The sequence below is a fragment of the Lysobacter sp. BMK333-48F3 genome, from assembly GCF_019733395.1.
Classification (GTDB): Bacteria; Pseudomonadota; Gammaproteobacteria; order Xanthomonadales; family Xanthomonadaceae; genus Lysobacter.
In genome coordinates, this window is the sequence record NZ_JAIHOO010000001.1 from 467,359 (window position 1) to 484,273 (window position 16,915).

The 16,915-nt window shown below is 68.2% G+C and carries 14 protein-coding genes; 9 read left to right on the forward strand and 5 right to left on the reverse strand.

The window, feature by feature from the left end; all coding sequences use genetic code 11:
- The first annotated feature begins 660 nt into the window (after window positions 1-660).
- From K4L06_RS01790 to K4L06_RS01810, 5 genes are all read left to right on the forward strand, one after another.
- Window positions 661-1,080: a pilin gene (locus tag K4L06_RS01790; RefSeq protein ID WP_221669763.1), complete on the forward strand. Its 420-nt coding sequence runs from the start codon at window positions 661-663 to the stop codon at window positions 1,078-1,080.
- Between the two features lie 195 nt (window positions 1,081-1,275).
- Window positions 1,276-1,686, forward strand: coding sequence for a prepilin-type N-terminal cleavage/methylation domain-containing protein (locus K4L06_RS22470; protein ID WP_305068573.1), 411 nt, complete (start codon window positions 1,276-1,278; stop codon window positions 1,684-1,686).
- A 121-nt stretch (window positions 1,687-1,807) separates the two neighbouring features.
- Window positions 1,808-3,706, forward strand: coding sequence for a hypothetical protein (locus K4L06_RS01800; protein WP_221669764.1), 1,899 nt, complete (start codon window positions 1,808-1,810; stop codon window positions 3,704-3,706).
- Window positions 3,707-3,773: 67 nt separating this feature from the next.
- Window positions 3,774-5,696 carry a hypothetical protein gene (locus tag K4L06_RS01805; RefSeq protein ID WP_221669765.1) on the forward strand — a complete coding sequence of 641 codons (1,923 nt, stop codon included), beginning with the start codon at window positions 3,774-3,776 and terminating at the stop codon, window positions 5,694-5,696.
- A gap of 2 nt (window positions 5,697-5,698) precedes the next feature.
- Window positions 5,699-7,711 carry a hypothetical protein gene (locus K4L06_RS01810; protein WP_221669766.1) on the forward strand — a complete coding sequence of 671 codons (2,013 nt, stop codon included), beginning with the start codon at window positions 5,699-5,701 and terminating at the stop codon, window positions 7,709-7,711.
- Here the strand turns inward: K4L06_RS01810 and K4L06_RS01815 are convergent.
- Genes K4L06_RS01815 through K4L06_RS01830 form a run of 4 tightly spaced genes read right to left on the reverse strand, consistent with a single transcriptional unit; the run spans window position 7,648 to window position 11,219 of the window.
- On the reverse strand, window positions 7,648-8,796 hold the full coding sequence (locus tag K4L06_RS01815; protein ID WP_221669767.1) for a glycosyltransferase: 1,149 nt from the start codon (window positions 8,794-8,796) through the stop codon (window positions 7,648-7,650). The two genes, K4L06_RS01810 and K4L06_RS01815, sit on opposite strands and share 64 nt — an antisense overlap.
- Window positions 8,793-9,650 carry a hypothetical protein gene (locus K4L06_RS01820; RefSeq protein ID WP_221669768.1) on the reverse strand — a complete coding sequence of 286 codons (858 nt, stop codon included), beginning with the start codon at window positions 9,648-9,650 and terminating at the stop codon, window positions 8,793-8,795. The genes K4L06_RS01815 and K4L06_RS01820 overlap by 4 nt, the downstream gene beginning before the upstream one ends.
- Entirely contained in the window at window positions 9,640-10,335 is a 696-nt protein-coding gene (locus tag K4L06_RS01825) for a class I SAM-dependent methyltransferase (RefSeq protein ID WP_221669769.1), read from the reverse strand. Before K4L06_RS01825 ends, K4L06_RS01820 begins: the two co-directional genes overlap by 11 nt.
- The gene (locus K4L06_RS01830; protein WP_221669770.1) at window positions 10,326-11,219 is read right to left on the reverse strand and encodes a glycosyltransferase family 2 protein; all 894 of its coding nucleotides are present in this window, start codon (window positions 11,217-11,219) and stop codon (window positions 10,326-10,328) included. The genes K4L06_RS01825 and K4L06_RS01830 overlap by 10 nt, the downstream gene beginning before the upstream one ends.
- Window positions 11,220-11,353: 134 nt before the next feature.
- Here K4L06_RS01830 and pilB point away from each other — a divergent pair, with 134 nt between their 5' ends.
- Genes pilB through coaE form a run of 4 tightly spaced genes read left to right on the forward strand, consistent with a single transcriptional unit; the run spans window position 11,354 to window position 15,881 of the window.
- The gene (gene pilB / locus K4L06_RS01835; protein ID WP_221669771.1) at window positions 11,354-13,081 is read left to right on the forward strand and encodes a type IV-A pilus assembly ATPase PilB; all 1,728 of its coding nucleotides are present in this window, start codon (window positions 11,354-11,356) and stop codon (window positions 13,079-13,081) included.
- Window positions 13,082-13,084: 3 nt separating this feature from the next.
- On the forward strand, window positions 13,085-14,353 hold the full coding sequence (locus tag K4L06_RS01840; RefSeq protein WP_221669772.1) for a type II secretion system F family protein: 1,269 nt from the start codon (window positions 13,085-13,087) through the stop codon (window positions 14,351-14,353).
- A 21-nt stretch (window positions 14,354-14,374) separates the two neighbouring features.
- Window positions 14,375-15,262, forward strand: a complete 888-nt coding sequence (locus tag K4L06_RS01845) for an A24 family peptidase (RefSeq protein ID WP_221669773.1) — start codon at window positions 14,375-14,377, stop codon at window positions 15,260-15,262.
- Window positions 15,263-15,266: 4 nt separating this feature from the next.
- A complete protein-coding gene (gene coaE, locus K4L06_RS01850) occupies window positions 15,267-15,881 on the forward strand; it encodes a dephospho-CoA kinase (protein WP_221669774.1) in 615 nt (204 codons plus the stop codon).
- Window positions 15,882-15,894: 13 nt separating this feature from the next.
- Here the strand turns inward: coaE and K4L06_RS01855 are convergent, their stop codons facing one another.
- Window positions 15,895-16,830: a Nudix family hydrolase gene (locus K4L06_RS01855; RefSeq protein WP_343225714.1), complete on the reverse strand. Its 936-nt coding sequence runs from the start codon at window positions 16,828-16,830 to the stop codon at window positions 15,895-15,897.
- Window positions 16,831-16,915 lie beyond the last annotated feature (85 nt).

Consider the following 16,915-nt stretch of genomic DNA (forward strand, 5'->3'; position numbering starts at 1 on the left):
CGTCGTCCGCAGACATCCACCGGCCGCACCGCTTCGGCCGACCCATCGCCTCGATGGGCCCGGCTGCGGCCGCGGCGCTGGCCGCCACACGTCCAACCCCACTCCGGGCAAGAACTCATCCGGCCAGCGCTTGCCTGGCGACCGCACCGGCGGCCCGCCCGCGCGCGCCGATCCGGCGCAGACCGTCCTCCTCACGCCGTGCCGCGACCACCGGCATGCGCGTGTTCGTACGCCCCCAATGCCGCCCCGTCCGTACAGCAAACACGGCCGCTTCCGGCCATCGTATTCAGCCTGTAATGTGATTCACGTCTCGATTCATGCACGCAACACCGAAATCGAGCGGCGGGCTCAAGCACCTCGCCGGCAAGTCGCGAAACCATTGCGCGATAAAGCTCACGCTTTTTAACGACGAATGTTCAACCTGACACATTTGGTCACCGTGAAGCCCCCGTGACTGACCTTCCACGTCACTTCATCCGGACCCTATGCCCGGCGATACGTGACCTCGCTATCAGTTTCTGACCGGGGCCTTCGCAGCCACGAGGTTGGCATGGGATGTGCGTATTCCCTGGTGCACGTGCGGCACGCACGGCTGCCGAAGGACCGAGCAACGGACCTGCCGGCACGTGAAGCAACTCAATCACTCCTAGGGGATACACCATGAAGAAGCAGCAAGGCTTTACCCTGATCGAACTCATGATCGTCATCGCGATCCTCGGCATCCTGATCGCCATCGCCCTGCCGGCGTACCAGGACTACACCATCCGCACCAAGAACGCCGAGTGCCTGAACGTCGCCGCCGGCGCCAAGCTGGCCGTGTCGGAAACCGCTCAGGACCGTGGCTCGCTCGCCGCCGTGACCCAGGCCAACTCGGGCTACAGCTTCGTCGCCAGCAGCTACTGCAACAGCATCGCGATCGCCAACGGCGGCACCATCACCGCCACCACCGTCAACACCGGCGGCCCGAACATCGCCTTCACCCTGGATCCGACCATGGGCGCTGGCCGCATCGAGTGGGATTGCTCGGCCACCGCCGGCGTCAAGCAGTCGCTGCTGCCGGCCGAGTGCCGCGCCAACTAATGCTTTACCCAGGTCTCGCCTAATCGCTGGACCCAAGAAACCCCGGTTCGCCGGGGTTTCTTCTGGCAATACCGGCAATACCGGCAACACCGCTCCACGGACCGCACTGCCCCTGCGTTCCGGCACTGATCGGATCACCCCCCTGACGATCCGCCTTCCAGGCTCGCACCACCGTCCAGATTCCGGGGTTCCATCATGAAGCGTCAAAACGGCTTTACCCTCATCGAACTGATGATCGTCATAGCCATCGTCGGCATCCTCAGCGCGATCGCGCTGCCGGCCTACCTGGACTATGTCTCCCGCACCAAGAATGCGGAATGCCTCAACATCGCCGCCGCGGCCAAGCTGTCGGTCTCCGAGACCGCGCAGGATCGCGGCTCGCTGAGCCTGGTGACGGCGACCAACACCGGCTACAGCTTCATCGCCTCCAGTTACTGCGCCAGCGTCGCGATCGGCAGCCGCGGCGTGATCACCGCGACCACGTCCGCTCCGAGCGGTGCGATCACCTACACCCTGCGCCCGGTGGCCGCGGCCGGCTCCCTGGAGTGGGACTGCAGCGTGCCCAGCGGAACCAATCTGACTCTCGTTCCGGCCGAATGCCGTTGAATCCAGACCAGGGGAAGCGGGGCGAACAAAACGGGATTGCATCACGGCGCGGATAGGCAGCGATCAGCAGATCTGGTCATCTCCCGTATAGTCGCCCCAGCCTTTCTCAGGATCAGGATTCATGCAGGCCCGTATTCTGCTTTGCGTCGCTCTGGCGCTGACCGCATTCGTGTACTGGACGGGGCTCTCCGGCCCGTTCCTTTTTGACGACCTGCCCAACCTCAATCCGATCCAGAGTTGGCTTGACGGCACCGCCACCTGGCAGTCGATCGTGTTCGGCAACGCCTCCGGCGTGCTCGGCCGTCCGCTGTCGATGGCCAGCTTCCTGCTCAGCGCCGAGCTGAGCGGACACACCCCTTACGCCTACAAACTGGGCAATCTGGTCGTTCATCTGCTTTGCGGCCTGCTCGGCTGGCAGGTGGTGCGGCGCCTGCTGGCCCAGGACGAGCGCCTGGCGCCGCGCGCCGACCTGCTGGCGAGCATCGTCATCGCCCTGTGGCTGCTGCATCCGATCAACGTCAGCACCGTACTGTATTCGGTGCAGCGCATGGCCCAGCTCAGCACCCTGTTCGTGCTCGCCTCGCTGCTGGCTTACCTGTTCGCGCGCCGTCAGCTCGCCGAAGGCCACACTGGACGTGCCGGCATCGCGTTGTTCGCCCTGTTCCCGCTGTTGGTTCTGGCCGGCCTGATGAGCAAGGAGAACGCCGCGGTCGCGCCGGCCTTGTGTTTGGTGGTTGAATTGGGCTGCTTCCCCGCTGCGCGCGCGCAGCGCGGCAAACTGATCAAGGGCTTTTTCGGGGTATTCCTGATCCTGCCCGCCATCGCCGCCGCCGGCCTGCTGGCATTCTTGCCCAGCCGCTTGCTGGTCAATTACGCCGAACGCGACTTCACCCTGGTCGAACGGCTGCTCTCGCAGTCGCGCGCGCTGATGGACTACGTGGTGACGCTGCTGATCCCGCGCACGCCGCTGCTGGGCCTGTATACCGACGACTTCCAGTCCTCGACCGGATTGCTGTCGCCGCCGACGACGCTGATCTCGCTGCTGGCCTTGCTGGCGATCAGCGCCGGTGCGATCGCCCTGCGCAAGCGTGCGCCGATGGTCTTCGTCGGCTGGTTCTTCTTCCTGGTCGCGCACGGCGTCGAATCCGGCATCCTGCCGCTGGAGCTGTATTTCGAACACCGCAACTATTTGCCGGCGATCGGCTTGATACTGGCCGTCGTCGGCCTGACCGCGCTGATCCCGAAGGACTTGCCGACCAATGTCCTCACGCCCAAGCAGTTGGGCATCCTCGCCGCCGCGGGTTTTTGTCTCTCGTTCGCTTTTGCAACCAACGGTCGCGCGCGCGTCTGGCAAGCCGAAGATACGATCCTGGCGCAGGGCCTCAAGCACCATCCTGACTCGATGCGGGCACAATTGCTGCGCGCGACCATCGCGATGCACCAGGGCAATAACCAGGGGGCGTACGACGCCTTCGCCGACCTACTCGCCAGCAAGAATCCGCGCAACAGGGTAGTCGGCCGCATCAGTTGGATCACCCTCGACTGCATCCGCGGCCTTGATGTACCGGTCGAGGACTTGAAGCGCGCAGTGGCGGAAGCCCGCCCCAGCGTCACCATGGCAGAAGTGCCGGCGCTGCGCCTGCTCGCACGCGTGGTCCGCGAACGCGGTTGCGGTCGGATCGATCAGGGCGTGCTTGCCGGCGGCCTGGCTTCGATGCTGGAAAAAGCCTCGTCGCAAGCCGAGCGCTCGCGCTCGAAATGGCTGACCCGGTTCCTGACGGCCGAAATGTATCTGCACTCCGGACGCCTGCCCCAGGCGCGGCAACAGGCCGAGCTGGCCTGGCGCGCCAGCGGCGACCTGCCGGTCGGCGTGTTGCTGGCCCAGATTTACGCCCTGCAGGGCGCGCGCGAGGACGCGCAGCGATTGATCGCCGAACTCGACCGGCGGATCAAACCCTACGATACGGCCGGCCGCGCCGAGCTGGCCAAGGCGCAAACCCTGCTGCAACAGGCACGCTGAAGCGCGCTCGCGTTTCCATGTCGTCGGCGGCCGGATTCGACCGGCCGCCCATACTCCGGCCCATCGAATGACGTTCGCGCCCACCGCCAAAGCCTGGACGATCGCCGCGCTGATCATTGCGGTCTGCGCATACTGGATCGGACTCGACGGTCCGTTCCTGCTCGACGATCTGGCCAACTTGACGCCGGTGCAGCAGTGGGCGCATGGCCGCATTCCGTGGCACGAGGCGGTGTTCGGCAACTATTCCGGCGCGCTCGGCCGGCCGGTCTCGATGGCCAGCTTCCTGCTTACCGCCGGCCCGCTCGGCAATCATGCCTTCACCTTCAAGCTCGGCAATCTGCTGGTCCATCTCGGCTGCGGCTGGCTGATCTGGCAACTGATGCGTCGCCTGCTCGCCCGCGACGCGCGGCTGTCTCCGCGCGCCGACGCGGTAGCCGCGCTGATCGCCTCGCTATGGCTGCTGCACCCCTTGCACGCGAGCACGGTGCTGTACGCGGTACAACGCATGGCGCAGTTGGCCACGCTGTTCAGCCTGGCCAGCGTGCTGATCTACGTCGAGGCGCGCACCCACGCCCTGGCCGGCGACGACAAGGGCGCCCGACTCAGGCTGTTTCTGGGCTTTCCGCTGCTCTACGCCGCCGGCTTGTTGAGCAAGGAGAATGCGGCGGTCGTGCCGGCGCTGTGCGCGGTCATCGAGTTGGCCTACTTCGCCGGCGCGAAGCGAGATCGCGCGGTCGTCGCCTTCTATTCCGTATTCCTGGCCCTACCCGCGGCGGCCATCGCAGCCATATTCGTCTTCGCACCCGAGCGGCCGCTCGGCGGCTATGCGGTACTGGACTTCACGCCGGTCGAGCGCCTGCTGAGCCAGGGCCGAGCGCTTGCCGACTACCTCGGGCAACTGCTGTTCCCGCGGATCGATTCGATGGGGCTGTACACAGACGATTTCCGCGCCTCGACCGGCTTGCTCGCACCGGCCTCGACACTCGCCTGCCTGACGCTCCTCTTTGCGGTCACCGTCGGTGCGTTCCTCTTGCGGCGGCGTCTTCCCAGCGTGTTCGCCGGCTGGATGTTCTTCCTCGTCGCCCATGCGGTCGAGTCCACGATACTGCCGCTCGAGCTGTACTACGAACACCGCAACTACCTGCCCTCGGTCGGCGTTTTCCTGGCGATCGCGGGCTTGATCGGCGCGTCCCTGAGCGGCCGGCGGCAGGCCTGGCGAGCGGCCACCGCCGTTGCGATCGTCGCGCTCGCCACACTGTCGTGGCTGACCCTGCAACGCGCCCTGACCTGGCGCGACAAGGACGCCATCGTCGATCTGGCCTTGACCCATCATCCCGAATCCCTGCGCGCCAGCCAAACCAAGGCCATGCGCGAACTCAACGCCCGCGCGTTCGAGCCGAGCATGGCGATCCTGCAGCGGATCGCCGACGGCGACCGCCCACGCGACCGGCTGCAGGCGCGGATCGATCTGGCCACGGTGCGGTGCTATGCCGGCCTCGGCGTGCCTGCGGACTACTTCGGCCAAGACGTAATGGCCGATGCCCGTCCCAAGATCACCGTCGGCGAAGTCCAGGCCTTCGATGTCCTGGCGCGAGCCAGTCGCGACGGCCGCTGCGGCGCGCTGACCGATGATGCGGTGCTTGCCGCGATGGAGCGGCAGTTGCAGACAGCCCGCGACCAGCCCGAGCGCGCCCTGCCCAAGCAGCAGTTCCGCTTCCTTACCGCGATCGTCGCGGCGCAAACCGGACAATGGCCACGCGTCGCTGAACAAGCGCAACTGGCATGGCGTCACGGCGGATCGGCTGAAGTCGGTCTGTTGCTTGCGCGCGCCCGCGTCCATCTCGGCGATCTCGACGGCGCGGCCGAGGCCTTGCGCGCGGCCGAACCCCGGATCGCAGCCGGCAACCGCTTCCAGCGCCGGCAAGCCGATGAGGTGCGAGGGTTGATCGAGCAGGCACGCACCCCATCCAACGCTCCTGCCGGAGATTGAGCTTGGCCACCAATATCGCGCCGTCCTTCCGCGCCGATCGCCCTAAGGATCTGATTTCATCGACGCAACTGGCCTGGGCTGCGGCCGTCGCACTGGCGTTCTTGCTCGGCTTCCGCTTCGATGCACAGGCCGCCGGCTACGACATCGACCCGTCATGGGCAGCGGTGACGACCTGGGGATTCGAACACGGCGCGCAATGGGGGCGCGACCTGGTGTTCACCTATGGGCCGCTGGGCTGGATGAGTCCGCAATTCAGCTACTTTCCTTCGATGGTGGCTACCGCCGCCATCGCCCAGGTGGCGTATGCGGCGTTGTACGCGGTCATGCTCGGCCTCGCCGTACGTGCATTGGCGCGCCCGGCGCGCTTCGCCCTGGTCGCTGTGCTGCTCTGGTTCGGCATGCACTGGGCCGGCGACGTATTGTGGCTGACCGTGTTTCCGCTCAGCGCCATCGCCTTGTGGCATTGCGACCAGAACCACTCGCGCTGGACGCCCGCAGTCGCCTTGCTCGCCGGTTTGGCCTGCGCGCTGCCATGGCTGATCAAGTTCAGTCTGTTCCCGCTATGGCTGGTCTGGCTGGCGGCCAGCCCATGGCTCACCCGCCGGACGCGCTGGGCCGGCACGGCAGCGGCGCTGTCGAGCGTGCTGGCTGCAATGGTGTGCTGGCGGCTCGCCGGACAAGCGTGGTCGGGTCTGCCCCGTCATCTGCAGTTGTGCATCGACGTCGCAGTGGGCTACGGCACGGCCATGCAGCGGCCGGGACCCGGCTGGACCGATGCGCTGGGGCTGGCGGCCCTGGCCTGGGCGATCGCCGTAATGGTCGCGACCGCACTGCGCAGCCGGATCGCGCTCGCTCCGCGCCTGGCCTCGACCGCGATCGGGTTGGCCACGCTGGGGCTCGCGTTCAAGGCCGGCTTCACCCGGGTCGACACGGTCCATCTGATGATTTTCTTCCCGGTGCTGGCGACGACGCTGGTGGTCTTCACCGCGCTCAGCGCGAGCGCGGCGGCAACGCGCGCTGGAGTCGCTGCAGCGCTGCTCGGCGCCGCAACGGTGTGGGCCTTGCCGACGCTGCCGAGCGGGCAGAAGTTGTTCATGGCTACCGGCATGCCCAGCGCCGACACCGCGCTGACCCGCCTGAACCTGTTGTTCGATTGGAATTCGCGGGCGCAGCGGCTGGAGCAGGTACGCCAGCGTCTGCAGCAGGAATCCTCGCTGCCCCGGACGCGCAGCGCTGTCGGCGATGCCCCCATCGACATCGTCTCGGTCGGCCAGGGCGTGATCTTCCTCAACGACCTCAACTACCGGCCGCGCCCGGTCTTCCAGGGCTATTCCGCCTATACGCCGCAGCTGGCCGGACTCAACCGCGATTGGTTCGCTTCGAAGGCGGCTCCAGCCTGGGTGTTGCTCGATCTGCGCGCGATCGACGGGCGGCTCGCGACCAGCGAGGATCCGCAGGCTCTGCTGCAGATCCTGTCCGCCTATCAGCCGCGCTTGCGCGAGCGCGGACTGCTGTTGATGCAGCGCCGGCCTTCATCGGCCTCGGCTGTTTCGGACTTGGCGCAGAGTCAGGCGCGCCAGGGCGAGGCGATCGCAGTTCCCGATCCGGGCGAGGCGGCCGTGGCGGTCTCGATCGAAGCGCAACCGACCCTGTGGAACCGCGCCGGGTCCTTGGTGCTGCGCGCGCCGCGACTGTACCTGGAGTTGGAACTCGACGACGGCCGTACGTTCAGCCGGCGCATCGCCCCGGGCGCGGCCGCGGCCGGCTTCCTGATTTCGCCTTCTATCGAGTCCACCGACGGCCTGTGGCGTTGGCTGGCTACCGGGGAGGCGCCACGGGTGCGCCGCTTGCGCCTGCGCGAAGAGTCATGGGGCGGCCTGCCGGGCTTCGAGCCGGCCTACCGTATCCGCTACCAACGTTGGCCGGTCGCTGCGCGCGCCGCCGCGGGCGCTCAGGTATCCAGTGCGTCCCAGGCGCGCAACAGCGCCTCCGCGCCCAGCCAACGCTCGAAGTAGCCGGCGCCGGCGGCGGCCGCGGCGAGGCGGCGCTGCGGATCGTCGGCCAGCGCGACCAGCCGCTCGGCCAAGGCCTCCGGGTCGTCGACCGGCACCGCCTCCAGCGGCGGTGCAGGCGCGCCTGAGGGCACGGAGAGTTGCGCTTGGCTGACGACGGCCCGGCCGCTCGCCAGGTACATGTAGAGCTTGAACGGCAACACGCGCGCAGCCTTGCCCGCGCCGCCGAACACGCCCAGGCAAATGTCGGCTGCAGCGATTTCCCGCGCGACGGCATCCAGCGGCTGCCACTCACGCACCCAGGCAACGCGCTCGGGCTCGTGACGTTGCACGAACTCGTTCAACAACGGGCCGAGCTGGCCGTCGCCGAGGAAGCGGAAGCGGAAGCGGTCGCGCTGGCTCGGCGAATCCAGCAAGCACTGCAGCGCCTGCAGGATCGTGGGCACACCGTGCAGCGGAATCAGGGTGCCGACGAACAGCACCGTCAGCGCCCGATCCGGTTGCGACCGATAAGCGGCGGCGGCGCGGAACGCAGCGGCGTCGATCGCCAGCGGCAGCGACCGCACCCGGTTCGGGTCCAAACCGAAATCTTCGATCAGGCAGGCCCGGTTGGCTTCGGTGTCGACCAGCACTCGCGCCGCGCTGCGCAGCGCGCGCCCCTCGATCCGCTTGATCCAGCGCGAGGCCGCCGAATCGCCGCCGCGGGCCCGGTCGCGGAACATCGAGTCCCATACCGAGATGTAGGCGTCGGCGATGCAGTACGGCCGCCGCGCGGCCGGCAGCCACGACAGCAACCACAGAAAGAACACGCTCGGGTACGGCACGTAGACGCGGCTGTCCGGGGTCGCCGCACGCAGCACCCGGACCAGGCTGAGCAGGTTGCCCAGGCCCAGGCGCGCCAGGGCCAGCAACAGCCGATGCGGCGGCAGGCGGCTGAGCTTCCACAGATGCAGGTCGGCCGGCAGGGCCCGGCCGAGGTCGCGGATCGCGTAGTCGCCGCGCTCGCCCAGCAGGCGGATGGTCTGCTCGGCGTTGGGATATCCCTCGCCCGAAGCGCGCAGGCCCGCGACGATCAATTCGGCCTTCACCGCGGTCCGCTCCGCGTCCGCAGCAGCGCTTGTCCGACCAGCGAAGCCAGCACTTCGGCGCTCAGGATCAAGGCCCGCGCGGCGACCACTCCGGCCAGCACCGTTTCCGCCGCACCCGCACCCGACCATGCCGCCACGACCGACTCGCGCACTCCCAGGCCGCCGGGCACCAGTACCGCCAGAACTCCGGCGACGGTGCCGGCGAACAAGGCCTGCACGAATCGCAGCGGTTCGGCCGGCTGCACCAGGACCAGATAGGCGGCCGCATACGGCAGCATCGCGATCGCGTAGCAAGCCAGCGCCGCCAGCCACAGCATCGGCCGCAGGGCGGTGCGCCGGCGCAACCACCAGGCCGCACCGAGCAGGACGCCGCCGCCGGAGATCGCCAGGGCCGACCCGACCGGCCACCCGGCGGCGTGGCCGGCGGCATAGGCCAGCAGCGCGATCGCCGCGCACAGCCCCAACGAGACCGCTTGTTCGAACAGACCGACCCAGGCCGTGGCGCGGGCGGGTACGCCGTATCGCGACAGCACCAGGCCGCGTCCGAGCACATGGCCGATGCCGACCGGCACGTACTTGGCCAGCAGCGTCGCCAGCCAGGCGCCGGCCAGGACCCGTGCCGGCGCAACCACCGACAGGGCCCGGTTGGCCAAGGCGAAGCCCAGGGCGTTGACGCCCAGGCCCAGCGCGAACCAGGCCAAGGCCAGGGCCAGGTGCGCGGGCGGCAGGCGTCGCAGCGCTTCGACGAAACCCGCGCCCTGCACGCCCAGGTAGCGCACGCAGAAATACAGCGCCAGCGCGGCCAGCGCATAGGCCGCCGCCAGCCGTCGCCAGCCGCTGCGCTCAGCCGTCATGGCCGGCGCAGGTCCAGCGATGCAGATACTGGAAGGTGACGAAGCCGCGAAACGGCCAGAAATCCAGCGGTTTGGCCAACACCAGGCTCCAGGCGCGCGACTCGAACAGACGCACGTTGCGCCGTTCGGCGCGCAGTTCCAGGCCGGCCTGCTCGCCCAGGCGCAGGATGTCGCGGCGAGCGAAGAAGCGCAGATGGGTACGGTCGTGGATGCCGCGGTCGCGCGCCGGCCAGGTGCCCAGCAAACCCAGCGCCACGAAGGTGGACAGATGGCGGACGTTGGGCAGGCTGGTCACCAGGCATCCGCCCGGCGCCAGGCGCTGCGCCAACGCGCGCAGCACCGGCAAGGGCTCGGCCACGTGCTCGAGCACGTCGGCGCAGACGATCGCATCGAACGGCGCTTGCGCGGCCAGTCGCTCCAGTACCGCAGGATCGTCGATCCGGCCGACGATCAACTCGTCGACCTGGGCACGCGCATGCTCGGCCAGCTCGGCCATCGGCTCGACCCCGACCACCTGCGCGCCTGCGCAGCGCTCGCGCACCAGGGCTGCGGTCATGCCGGCGCCGCAACCCACGTCGAGCACCCGGCCGAGCCCCGACTCCGGCAGCAGCCGGATCACGTCGGGACGCGCACCGGAGTAACCGCGAAAGCGGCCGCGCAGTCCCGCGCCCGCGGCTAGCGCCATTCGGGATTCTCTTCAGGGTCGATCGAAGCGTCGCGGCCGTGCAGATAGGTCAGGCCGGTGATCTGCTCGGACACCAGCCCGATCAGGAACACGATCACCGCCGCGCTCAGCAGCAGCACGCTCATGTTGGTGAAGCGGCCCTGGGTGGCGAACGTCCAGGCGTAATGCCCCAGCCCGAGCGCGGCGAAACCGATCGCCGCCGGGGCGAACAGCTTCAGCGGCGAATACAGGGTGGCGATCTTGAAGATGATCAGCAAAAAGCGGATGCCGTCGCGCAGGGGACGGATATGGCTGTTGGTGCCGACCCGGCGCGCCACGTCCACCGGGACGTAGGTCACCGGATAGGCGCTGCGGAAGAACGCCATGGTGCTGGTGGTCGGGTAGCTGAAGCCGTTCGGCAGCAGGTGCAGGAACTCGCGGAACTTGTTCGCGCGCACGGCGCGGAAGCCCGACGTCAGGTCCTGCACCTTGTGCCCGGTCATCCAGGTGGCCAGGCGGTTGTACAAGGCGTTGGCGGCGCCGCGGCCGACGCTGGCCTGGCCGCTGGCGTTGCGCGCGCCCACGACCATGTCGTAGCCGGCTTCGAGCCGCTCCAGCAGGCGCGGGATCTCGTTCGGGTCGTGCTGGCCGTCGGCGTCCATGAACACGATGACCTCGCCGCGGGCCGCCCGGGCGCCGCGCTTGATCGCCGCCCCGTTGCCCATGGAATACGGCGAAGACAGGACCTTGGCCCCGAGCCCGGCCGCGACCGCAGCGGTGTCGTCGGTCGAGCCGTCGTCGACCACGATGATTTCAGCCCCAGGCAGAACCTGGCGCAGCAATGGCAGGGTACGACCCAGCCCCTCCGACTCGTTCTTGGCCGGCAATACTACGGATACGTGCATGTCACCTCCCCAGGGCGCAGGATAGCCGGTGTGCGCTGGGGCTCAAACCACCCGGCTCCAGAAAAGCGACACAGGTCAGCTCGCCAACCACTGAGATTCAGGTAAAGTCAGGGTGGGGAAAACTGAGGGCTGCAATGTCCATCGCAACTGCCAATCTGGTGGGAATCACCGGCATTGCCCGGCGTCTGGTTATGGACGGCGCCCTGGACGAGGTCAAGGCGCGCGAGGCCATGGCCGCGGCCAGCGCCGACCGCAAGCCGATCGCCACGTATCTGGCCGAACAACGCCTGGTCACGTCGGGGCAGTTGGCGGCCGCCAACTCGATCGAGTTCGGCGTGCCGCTGTTCGACCCATCGGCCATGGACCCGAGCCAGTCGGCGGTGCGTGCGATCAGCGAGGAGCTGATCCGCAAGCACAATGCCCTGCCGCTGTTCAAGCGCGGCAACAAGCTGTTCATCGGCCTGGCCGACCCGACCAACACCGGCGCCCTGGACGAGATCAAGTTCCAGACCAATGCCGCGGTCGAGGCGATCCTGGTCGACGAGGAGCTGATCCGCCGCACCCTGGACCGCTGGCTGGAAAGTTCCGACAGCCTCGGCAATGCGGTCGGCGACGGCGAAGGCCTGGAAACGCTGGAGATCGGCAAGGACGAGGACATCGCCAGCGTCGGCGGCGACAGCGGCATCGACGCCAAGGGCGACGACACCCCGGTGGTGAAGTTCGTCAACAAGGTGCTGGTCGACGCGATCCGCCGCGGCGCCTCGGACATCCACTTCGAGCCTTACGAAACCGACTACCGGGTGCGCCTGCGCATCGACGGCCTGCTCAAGCAGGTCGCCAAGGTGCCGAACAAGCTGCACGCGCGCATCGCCGCGCGCCTGAAGGTCATGGCCCAGCTCGACATCGCCGAAAAGCGCGTGCCGCAGGACGGGCGCATCAAGCTCAACCTGTCCAAGACCAAGCAGATCGACTTCCGCATGAGCACCTTGCCGACCCTGTTCGGCGAGAAGATCGTGCTGCGTATCCTCGACGGCAGCGCGGCCCGGCTCGGCATCGAGAAGCTCGGCTACGAGGACGACCAGAAGGAGCTGTTCGTCGGCGCGGTGGTCAAGCCCTACGGCATGGTCCTGGTGACCGGCCCGACCGGCTCGGGCAAGACGGTGTCGCTGTACACCGCGCTCAACATCCTCAACGACGAGCAGCGCAACATCTCCACGGTCGAGGACCCGGTCGAAATCCGCGTGCCGGGCATCAACCAGGTGCAGATGAACGTCAAGCGCGGCATGACCTTCGCCGCGGCCCTGCGCAGCTTCCTGCGCCAGGACCCGGACGTGATCATGGTCGGCGAAATCCGCGACCTGGAGACCGCCGAGATCGCCATCAAGGCCGCCCAGACCGGCCACATGGTGCTGTCGACCCTGCACACCAACGACGCCCCGCAGACCATCGCCCGACTCATGAACATGGGCGTGGCGCCGTACAACATCACCTCCTCGGTCACCCTGGTGATCGCCCAGCGCCTCGCCCGCCGTCTGCACGACTGCAAGCGCGAGGTGCACCTGCCGGAACACGCGCTGCTCGCCGAAGGCTTCAGCCACGAAGAGATCGCCTCCGGCTTCAAGCTTTACGAGCCGGCGGGATGCCCGGACTGCACCGAAGGCTACAAAGGACGTACCGGCATCTACCAGGTCATGCCGATGACCGAAGAAATCCAGGCGATCGTGCTCGAAGGCGGCAATGCGATGCAGATCGCCGACGCCGCTCAGCGCTCGGGCGTGCGCGACCTGCGCCGCTCGGCATTGGTCAAGGTGATGAACGGCGTCACCAGCCTGGCCGAAATCAACCGCGTAACCAAGGACTAAGCCATGTCCGCGACCCGATCCGCCACCCGCGCCGCAACCAAACAACAGCCCCAGGTGCGCCGCGCCAACCCGCTCGACGTGTTCGTCTGGGAGGGCACCGACAAGCGCGGCGTCAAGATGAAGGGCGAGCAGGCGGCCAAGAACGCCAACCTGTTGCGCGCCGAGCTGCGCCGCCAGGGCATCACCCCGACCGTGGTCAAGCCCAAGGGCAAGCCCCTGTTCGGCGCCGCCGGCAAGCGCATCACCCCGGGCGACATCGCCATCTTCAGCCGCCAGATCGCGACCATGATGAAGTCCGGCGTGCCGATCGTCGGCTCGCTGGAGATCATCGGCGAGGGTCACAAGAACCCGCGCATGAGAAATTTGCTCAACGCCGTGCGCACCGACCTGGAAAGCGGCCTGTCGCTGCACGAGGCCATGTCCAAGCACCCGGTCCAGTTCGACGAGCTGTACCGCAACCTGGTCAAGGCCGGCGAATCGGCCGGCGTGCTCGAGACCGTGCTCGACACGGTCGCGACCTATAAAGAGAACATCGAAACCCTCAAGGGCAAGATCAAGAAGGCGCTGTTCTACCCGGCCACCGTGGTCGCGGTCGCTATCCTGGTCAGCGCGATCCTGCTGATCTTCGTGGTGCCGCAGTTCCAGTCGACCTTCAAGAGCTTCGGCGCCGACCTGCCGGCCTTCACCCTGATGGTGATCGGCATGAGCGATTTCATGATCGCCTGGTGGTGGGCCATCCTGCTCGCCGTGATCGGCGCCGCAGTCGCCTTCATCATGGCCAAGAACCGCTCGCCGGCGTTCGCTCACTTCCTCGACCGGGCCATGCTCAAGCTGCCGGTGGTCGGACAGATCCTGCACAACGCCGCGATCGCCCGCTTCTCGCGTACCCTCGCGGTGACCTTCCGCGCCGGCGTGCCGCTGGTCGAGGCGCTGGACACGGTCGCCGGCGCCACCGGCAACGTGGTCTACGAAAAGGCCGTCAACCGCATCCGCGACGACGTCTCGGTCGGCTACCAGGTCAACATGGCGATGAAACAGGTCAACCTGTTCCCGCACATGGTGATCCAGATGACCGCGATCGGCGAAGAGGCCGGCGCGCTCGACACCATGCTGGTCAAGGTCGCCGAGTTCTACGAGCAGGAGGTCAACAACGCCGTCGACGCCCTGTCCAGCCTGCTCGAACCGCTGATCATGATCATCCTCGGCGTGATCGTCGGCGGCATGGTCGTGGCCATGTACCTGCCGATCTTCAAACTTGCTGCGACGATCTGATCGGCGAAGTATCCTGACCGCATGGCATTTCTAGATCAGAACCCCGGCCTCGGGTACCCGCTCGTGGCCGGCTTCGGACTGCTGCTCGGCAGCTTCTACAACGTGGTCATCCTGCGCCTGCCCAAGCGATTGGTGTGGGAATGGAAGAAGGACGCCCGCGAAGTCCTGGAGTTGCCGGAGGTCTACGACCCGCCGCCGCCCGGCATCGCGGTCGAGCGCTCGCACTGCCCGCATTGCAAGCGCCAGCTGTCCTGGTACGAGAACATCCCGCTATTCAGCTACCTGGCGCTGCGCGGACGCTGCCGCACCTGCAAAACTCCGATCTCGATCCAGTACCCGGCGGTCGAGCTGCTGACCATGCTGGTGATGCTGGCCTGCGTGGCCTGCTTCGGCTTCGGCTGGCAGGGCTTCGGGGCGATGGTGTTCACCAGCTTCCTGATCATCCTGTCCGGGATCGACCTGCGCACCCAGTACCTGCCCGATAGCCTGACCCTGCCGCTGATGTGGCTGGGCATCATCGCCGCCAGCGACAACCTGTATTTCCCGCTCAAGCCCTCGGTGCTCGGCGCGATCGCCGGATTCGCCGCGCTTTGGCTGGCCGGCGAATTGCACCGGCAGTATCAGATCGTGGTCAAGCGGGTCAAAGTCCCCGAAGTCGGCATGGCGCCTGGCGATATGAAGCTGCTCGCGGCGATCGGCGCCTGGGTGGGGCTCAAGGGCGTGCTGCCGGTGATCCTGTTGTCCTCGGCGGTCGGCGCGGTCTTTGGCTCGTTGTGGCTGCTGTCGAAGGGGCAGAGCCTGAAGATCCATATCCCTTTCGGCCCCTACCTGGCCATCGCCGGCGCGATCGTGTTCTTCAGCGGCGACTCCCTGCTCCAGGCCTACCTGCGCTTCTCCGGCCTGGCCTGAGCCGATGGCCGGGTTCTGCGTCGGCGTCACCGGCGGTGTGGCCTCGGGCAAGAGCGAGGTCACTCGCCGCTTCGAGGCCCTGGGCGTCGCGGTCGCCGATGCCGATCTGGCCGCGCGCGCCGCGGTCGCGGCCGGCAGCGCCGGCCTGGCCGAAATCGTCGCCGCCTTCGGCGTCGAAGTGCTCGATCGCGACGGCGGCCTCGACCGCGCCGCGATGCGCCAGCGCGTGTTCGGCGACGAAGCCGCGCGCAAGCGCCTGGAAGCCATCGTCCATCCGCGCGTGCGCGAGATGCTGCAGTTGCAGTGCCGGCAGGCGCCGGGATCTTATACCATCGCCGCGATCCCGTTGCTGACCGAAGGCGGCGGCCGCGAGGCCTATCCCTGGCTGCAGCGGATCCTGGTCGTGGACGTGCCGGTCGCGACGCAACAGGCGCGGGTCATGCAGCGCGACCGCATCGATGCCGAACTGGCCCAGCGCATGATCGCCGCCCAGGCCACGCGCGAGGCGCGGCTGACGATCGCCGACGACGTGATCGTCAACGACGGCCCGCTGGACGCGCTACAGGCCCAGGTCGAAGCCCTGGACCGGCGCTACCGCGCCCTCGCCGCAGACGCCTGAGCAGGAGGCGGGCTCAGCCCGCCGGCCACAGCGAACGGATCGCGGCGATGCCCTGGGCGCCATGGCGCCGCGCCTGGGCCAGATCGTCCGGCGCTAGGCCGCCGATGGCATAGATCGGCAGCGACACCGACTCGCGCAGGCGCGCGAACGACTCCCAACCCATGCCCAGTCGGCCCGGATGGCTGGGGGTCTCGTGTATCGAACCGAGCACGGCGAAGTCGCAGCCCAGGGCCTGAGCCGCGCGCAGTTCGTCGGCATCGTGGCAGGACGCCGCCAACGGCAAGCCGTCGGCGAGCGGCCGACGGTCGAATTCGCGCAGTTGCGCCGCACGCAGGTGCAGGCCGGCGCCGAGCGCGGCCGCCAACGCGGCGTCGCCGCCGATCAGCGCCTCGGCCTTGGCCGCACGGCAACGCTGCACCGCCGCGCCCGCCAGGCGCTGCCAGCGCGCGCCGTCGAGCCCGGGCGCGCGCAAGTGCACGCGCCTGACTCCGCCCGCCAGGGCGCGGCTCAGCGCGTCCAGCCAGGCGCCGTCGTCGTCGCCGGGGGGCGGCGTGACCAGGTAGGCCGGCGCCTGCTGCAAGGCCGCCACCACCGGCCGATCGGCCGGCGGCATCGCATAACTGGCCAGCTTGTGCGGCGGCGCCCAGACCAGGGCCTGGCCCTCGCGGCCGCGCGCCGCGCCGCGCCAGGCGCGGATCTCGCGCACGTCCAGCACCAGTCGCTTGTCGGGATAGGCCTGCGGCACCCGGATCAGCTCGGCGCCGGGTTCGACCTCGATGCCGAGCTCTTCGTGCAGCTCGCGGACCAGGGCCGCCTCCGGCGTCTCGCCGGCCTCGCGCTTGCCGCCCGGAAACTCCCACAACCCGGCCAGGTCCCGGCCCTCGGTGCGGCGGGTCAACAACACCCGCCCGCGCGCGTCGCGGATCACCCCGGCGACGACGTCCACCACGCGGGCATGGGGAATGGAGGATGGGGAATCGGTCGCGGCTGCCGCGGCGGAAACTGCGTCGACGGGAGTCGAATCGGCCCCCGCT

Bases quoted from the DNA above. Each gene is read 5' to 3' on its own strand.
- K4L06_RS01820 (WP_221669768.1), bottom strand. From the start codon at position 9,650: ATGACGGCTGAGCGCAGCGGCTGGCGACGGCTGGCGGCGGCCTATGCG.
- K4L06_RS01790 (WP_221669763.1), top strand. From the start codon at position 661: ATGAAGAAGCAGCAAGGCTTTACCCTGATCGAACTCATGATCGTCATC.
- K4L06_RS01845 (WP_221669773.1), top strand. From the start codon at position 14,375: ATGGCATTTCTAGATCAGAACCCCGGCCTCGGGTACCCGCTCGTGGCC.
- K4L06_RS01830 (WP_221669770.1), bottom strand. From the start codon at position 11,219: ATGCACGTATCCGTAGTATTGCCGGCCAAGAACGAGTCGGAGGGGCTG.
- K4L06_RS01800 (WP_221669764.1), top strand. From the start codon at position 1,808: ATGCAGGCCCGTATTCTGCTTTGCGTCGCTCTGGCGCTGACCGCATTC.
- K4L06_RS01840 (WP_221669772.1), top strand. From the start codon at position 13,085: ATGTCCGCGACCCGATCCGCCACCCGCGCCGCAACCAAACAACAGCCC.
- K4L06_RS01825 (WP_221669769.1), bottom strand. From the start codon at position 10,335: ATGGCGCTAGCCGCGGGCGCGGGACTGCGCGGCCGCTTTCGCGGTTAC.
- K4L06_RS22470 (WP_305068573.1), top strand. From the start codon at position 1,276: ATGAAGCGTCAAAACGGCTTTACCCTCATCGAACTGATGATCGTCATA.
- K4L06_RS01805 (WP_221669765.1), top strand. From the start codon at position 3,774: ATGACGTTCGCGCCCACCGCCAAAGCCTGGACGATCGCCGCGCTGATC.
- pilB (WP_221669771.1), top strand. From the start codon at position 11,354: ATGTCCATCGCAACTGCCAATCTGGTGGGAATCACCGGCATTGCCCGG.
- coaE (WP_221669774.1), top strand. From the start codon at position 15,267: ATGGCCGGGTTCTGCGTCGGCGTCACCGGCGGTGTGGCCTCGGGCAAG.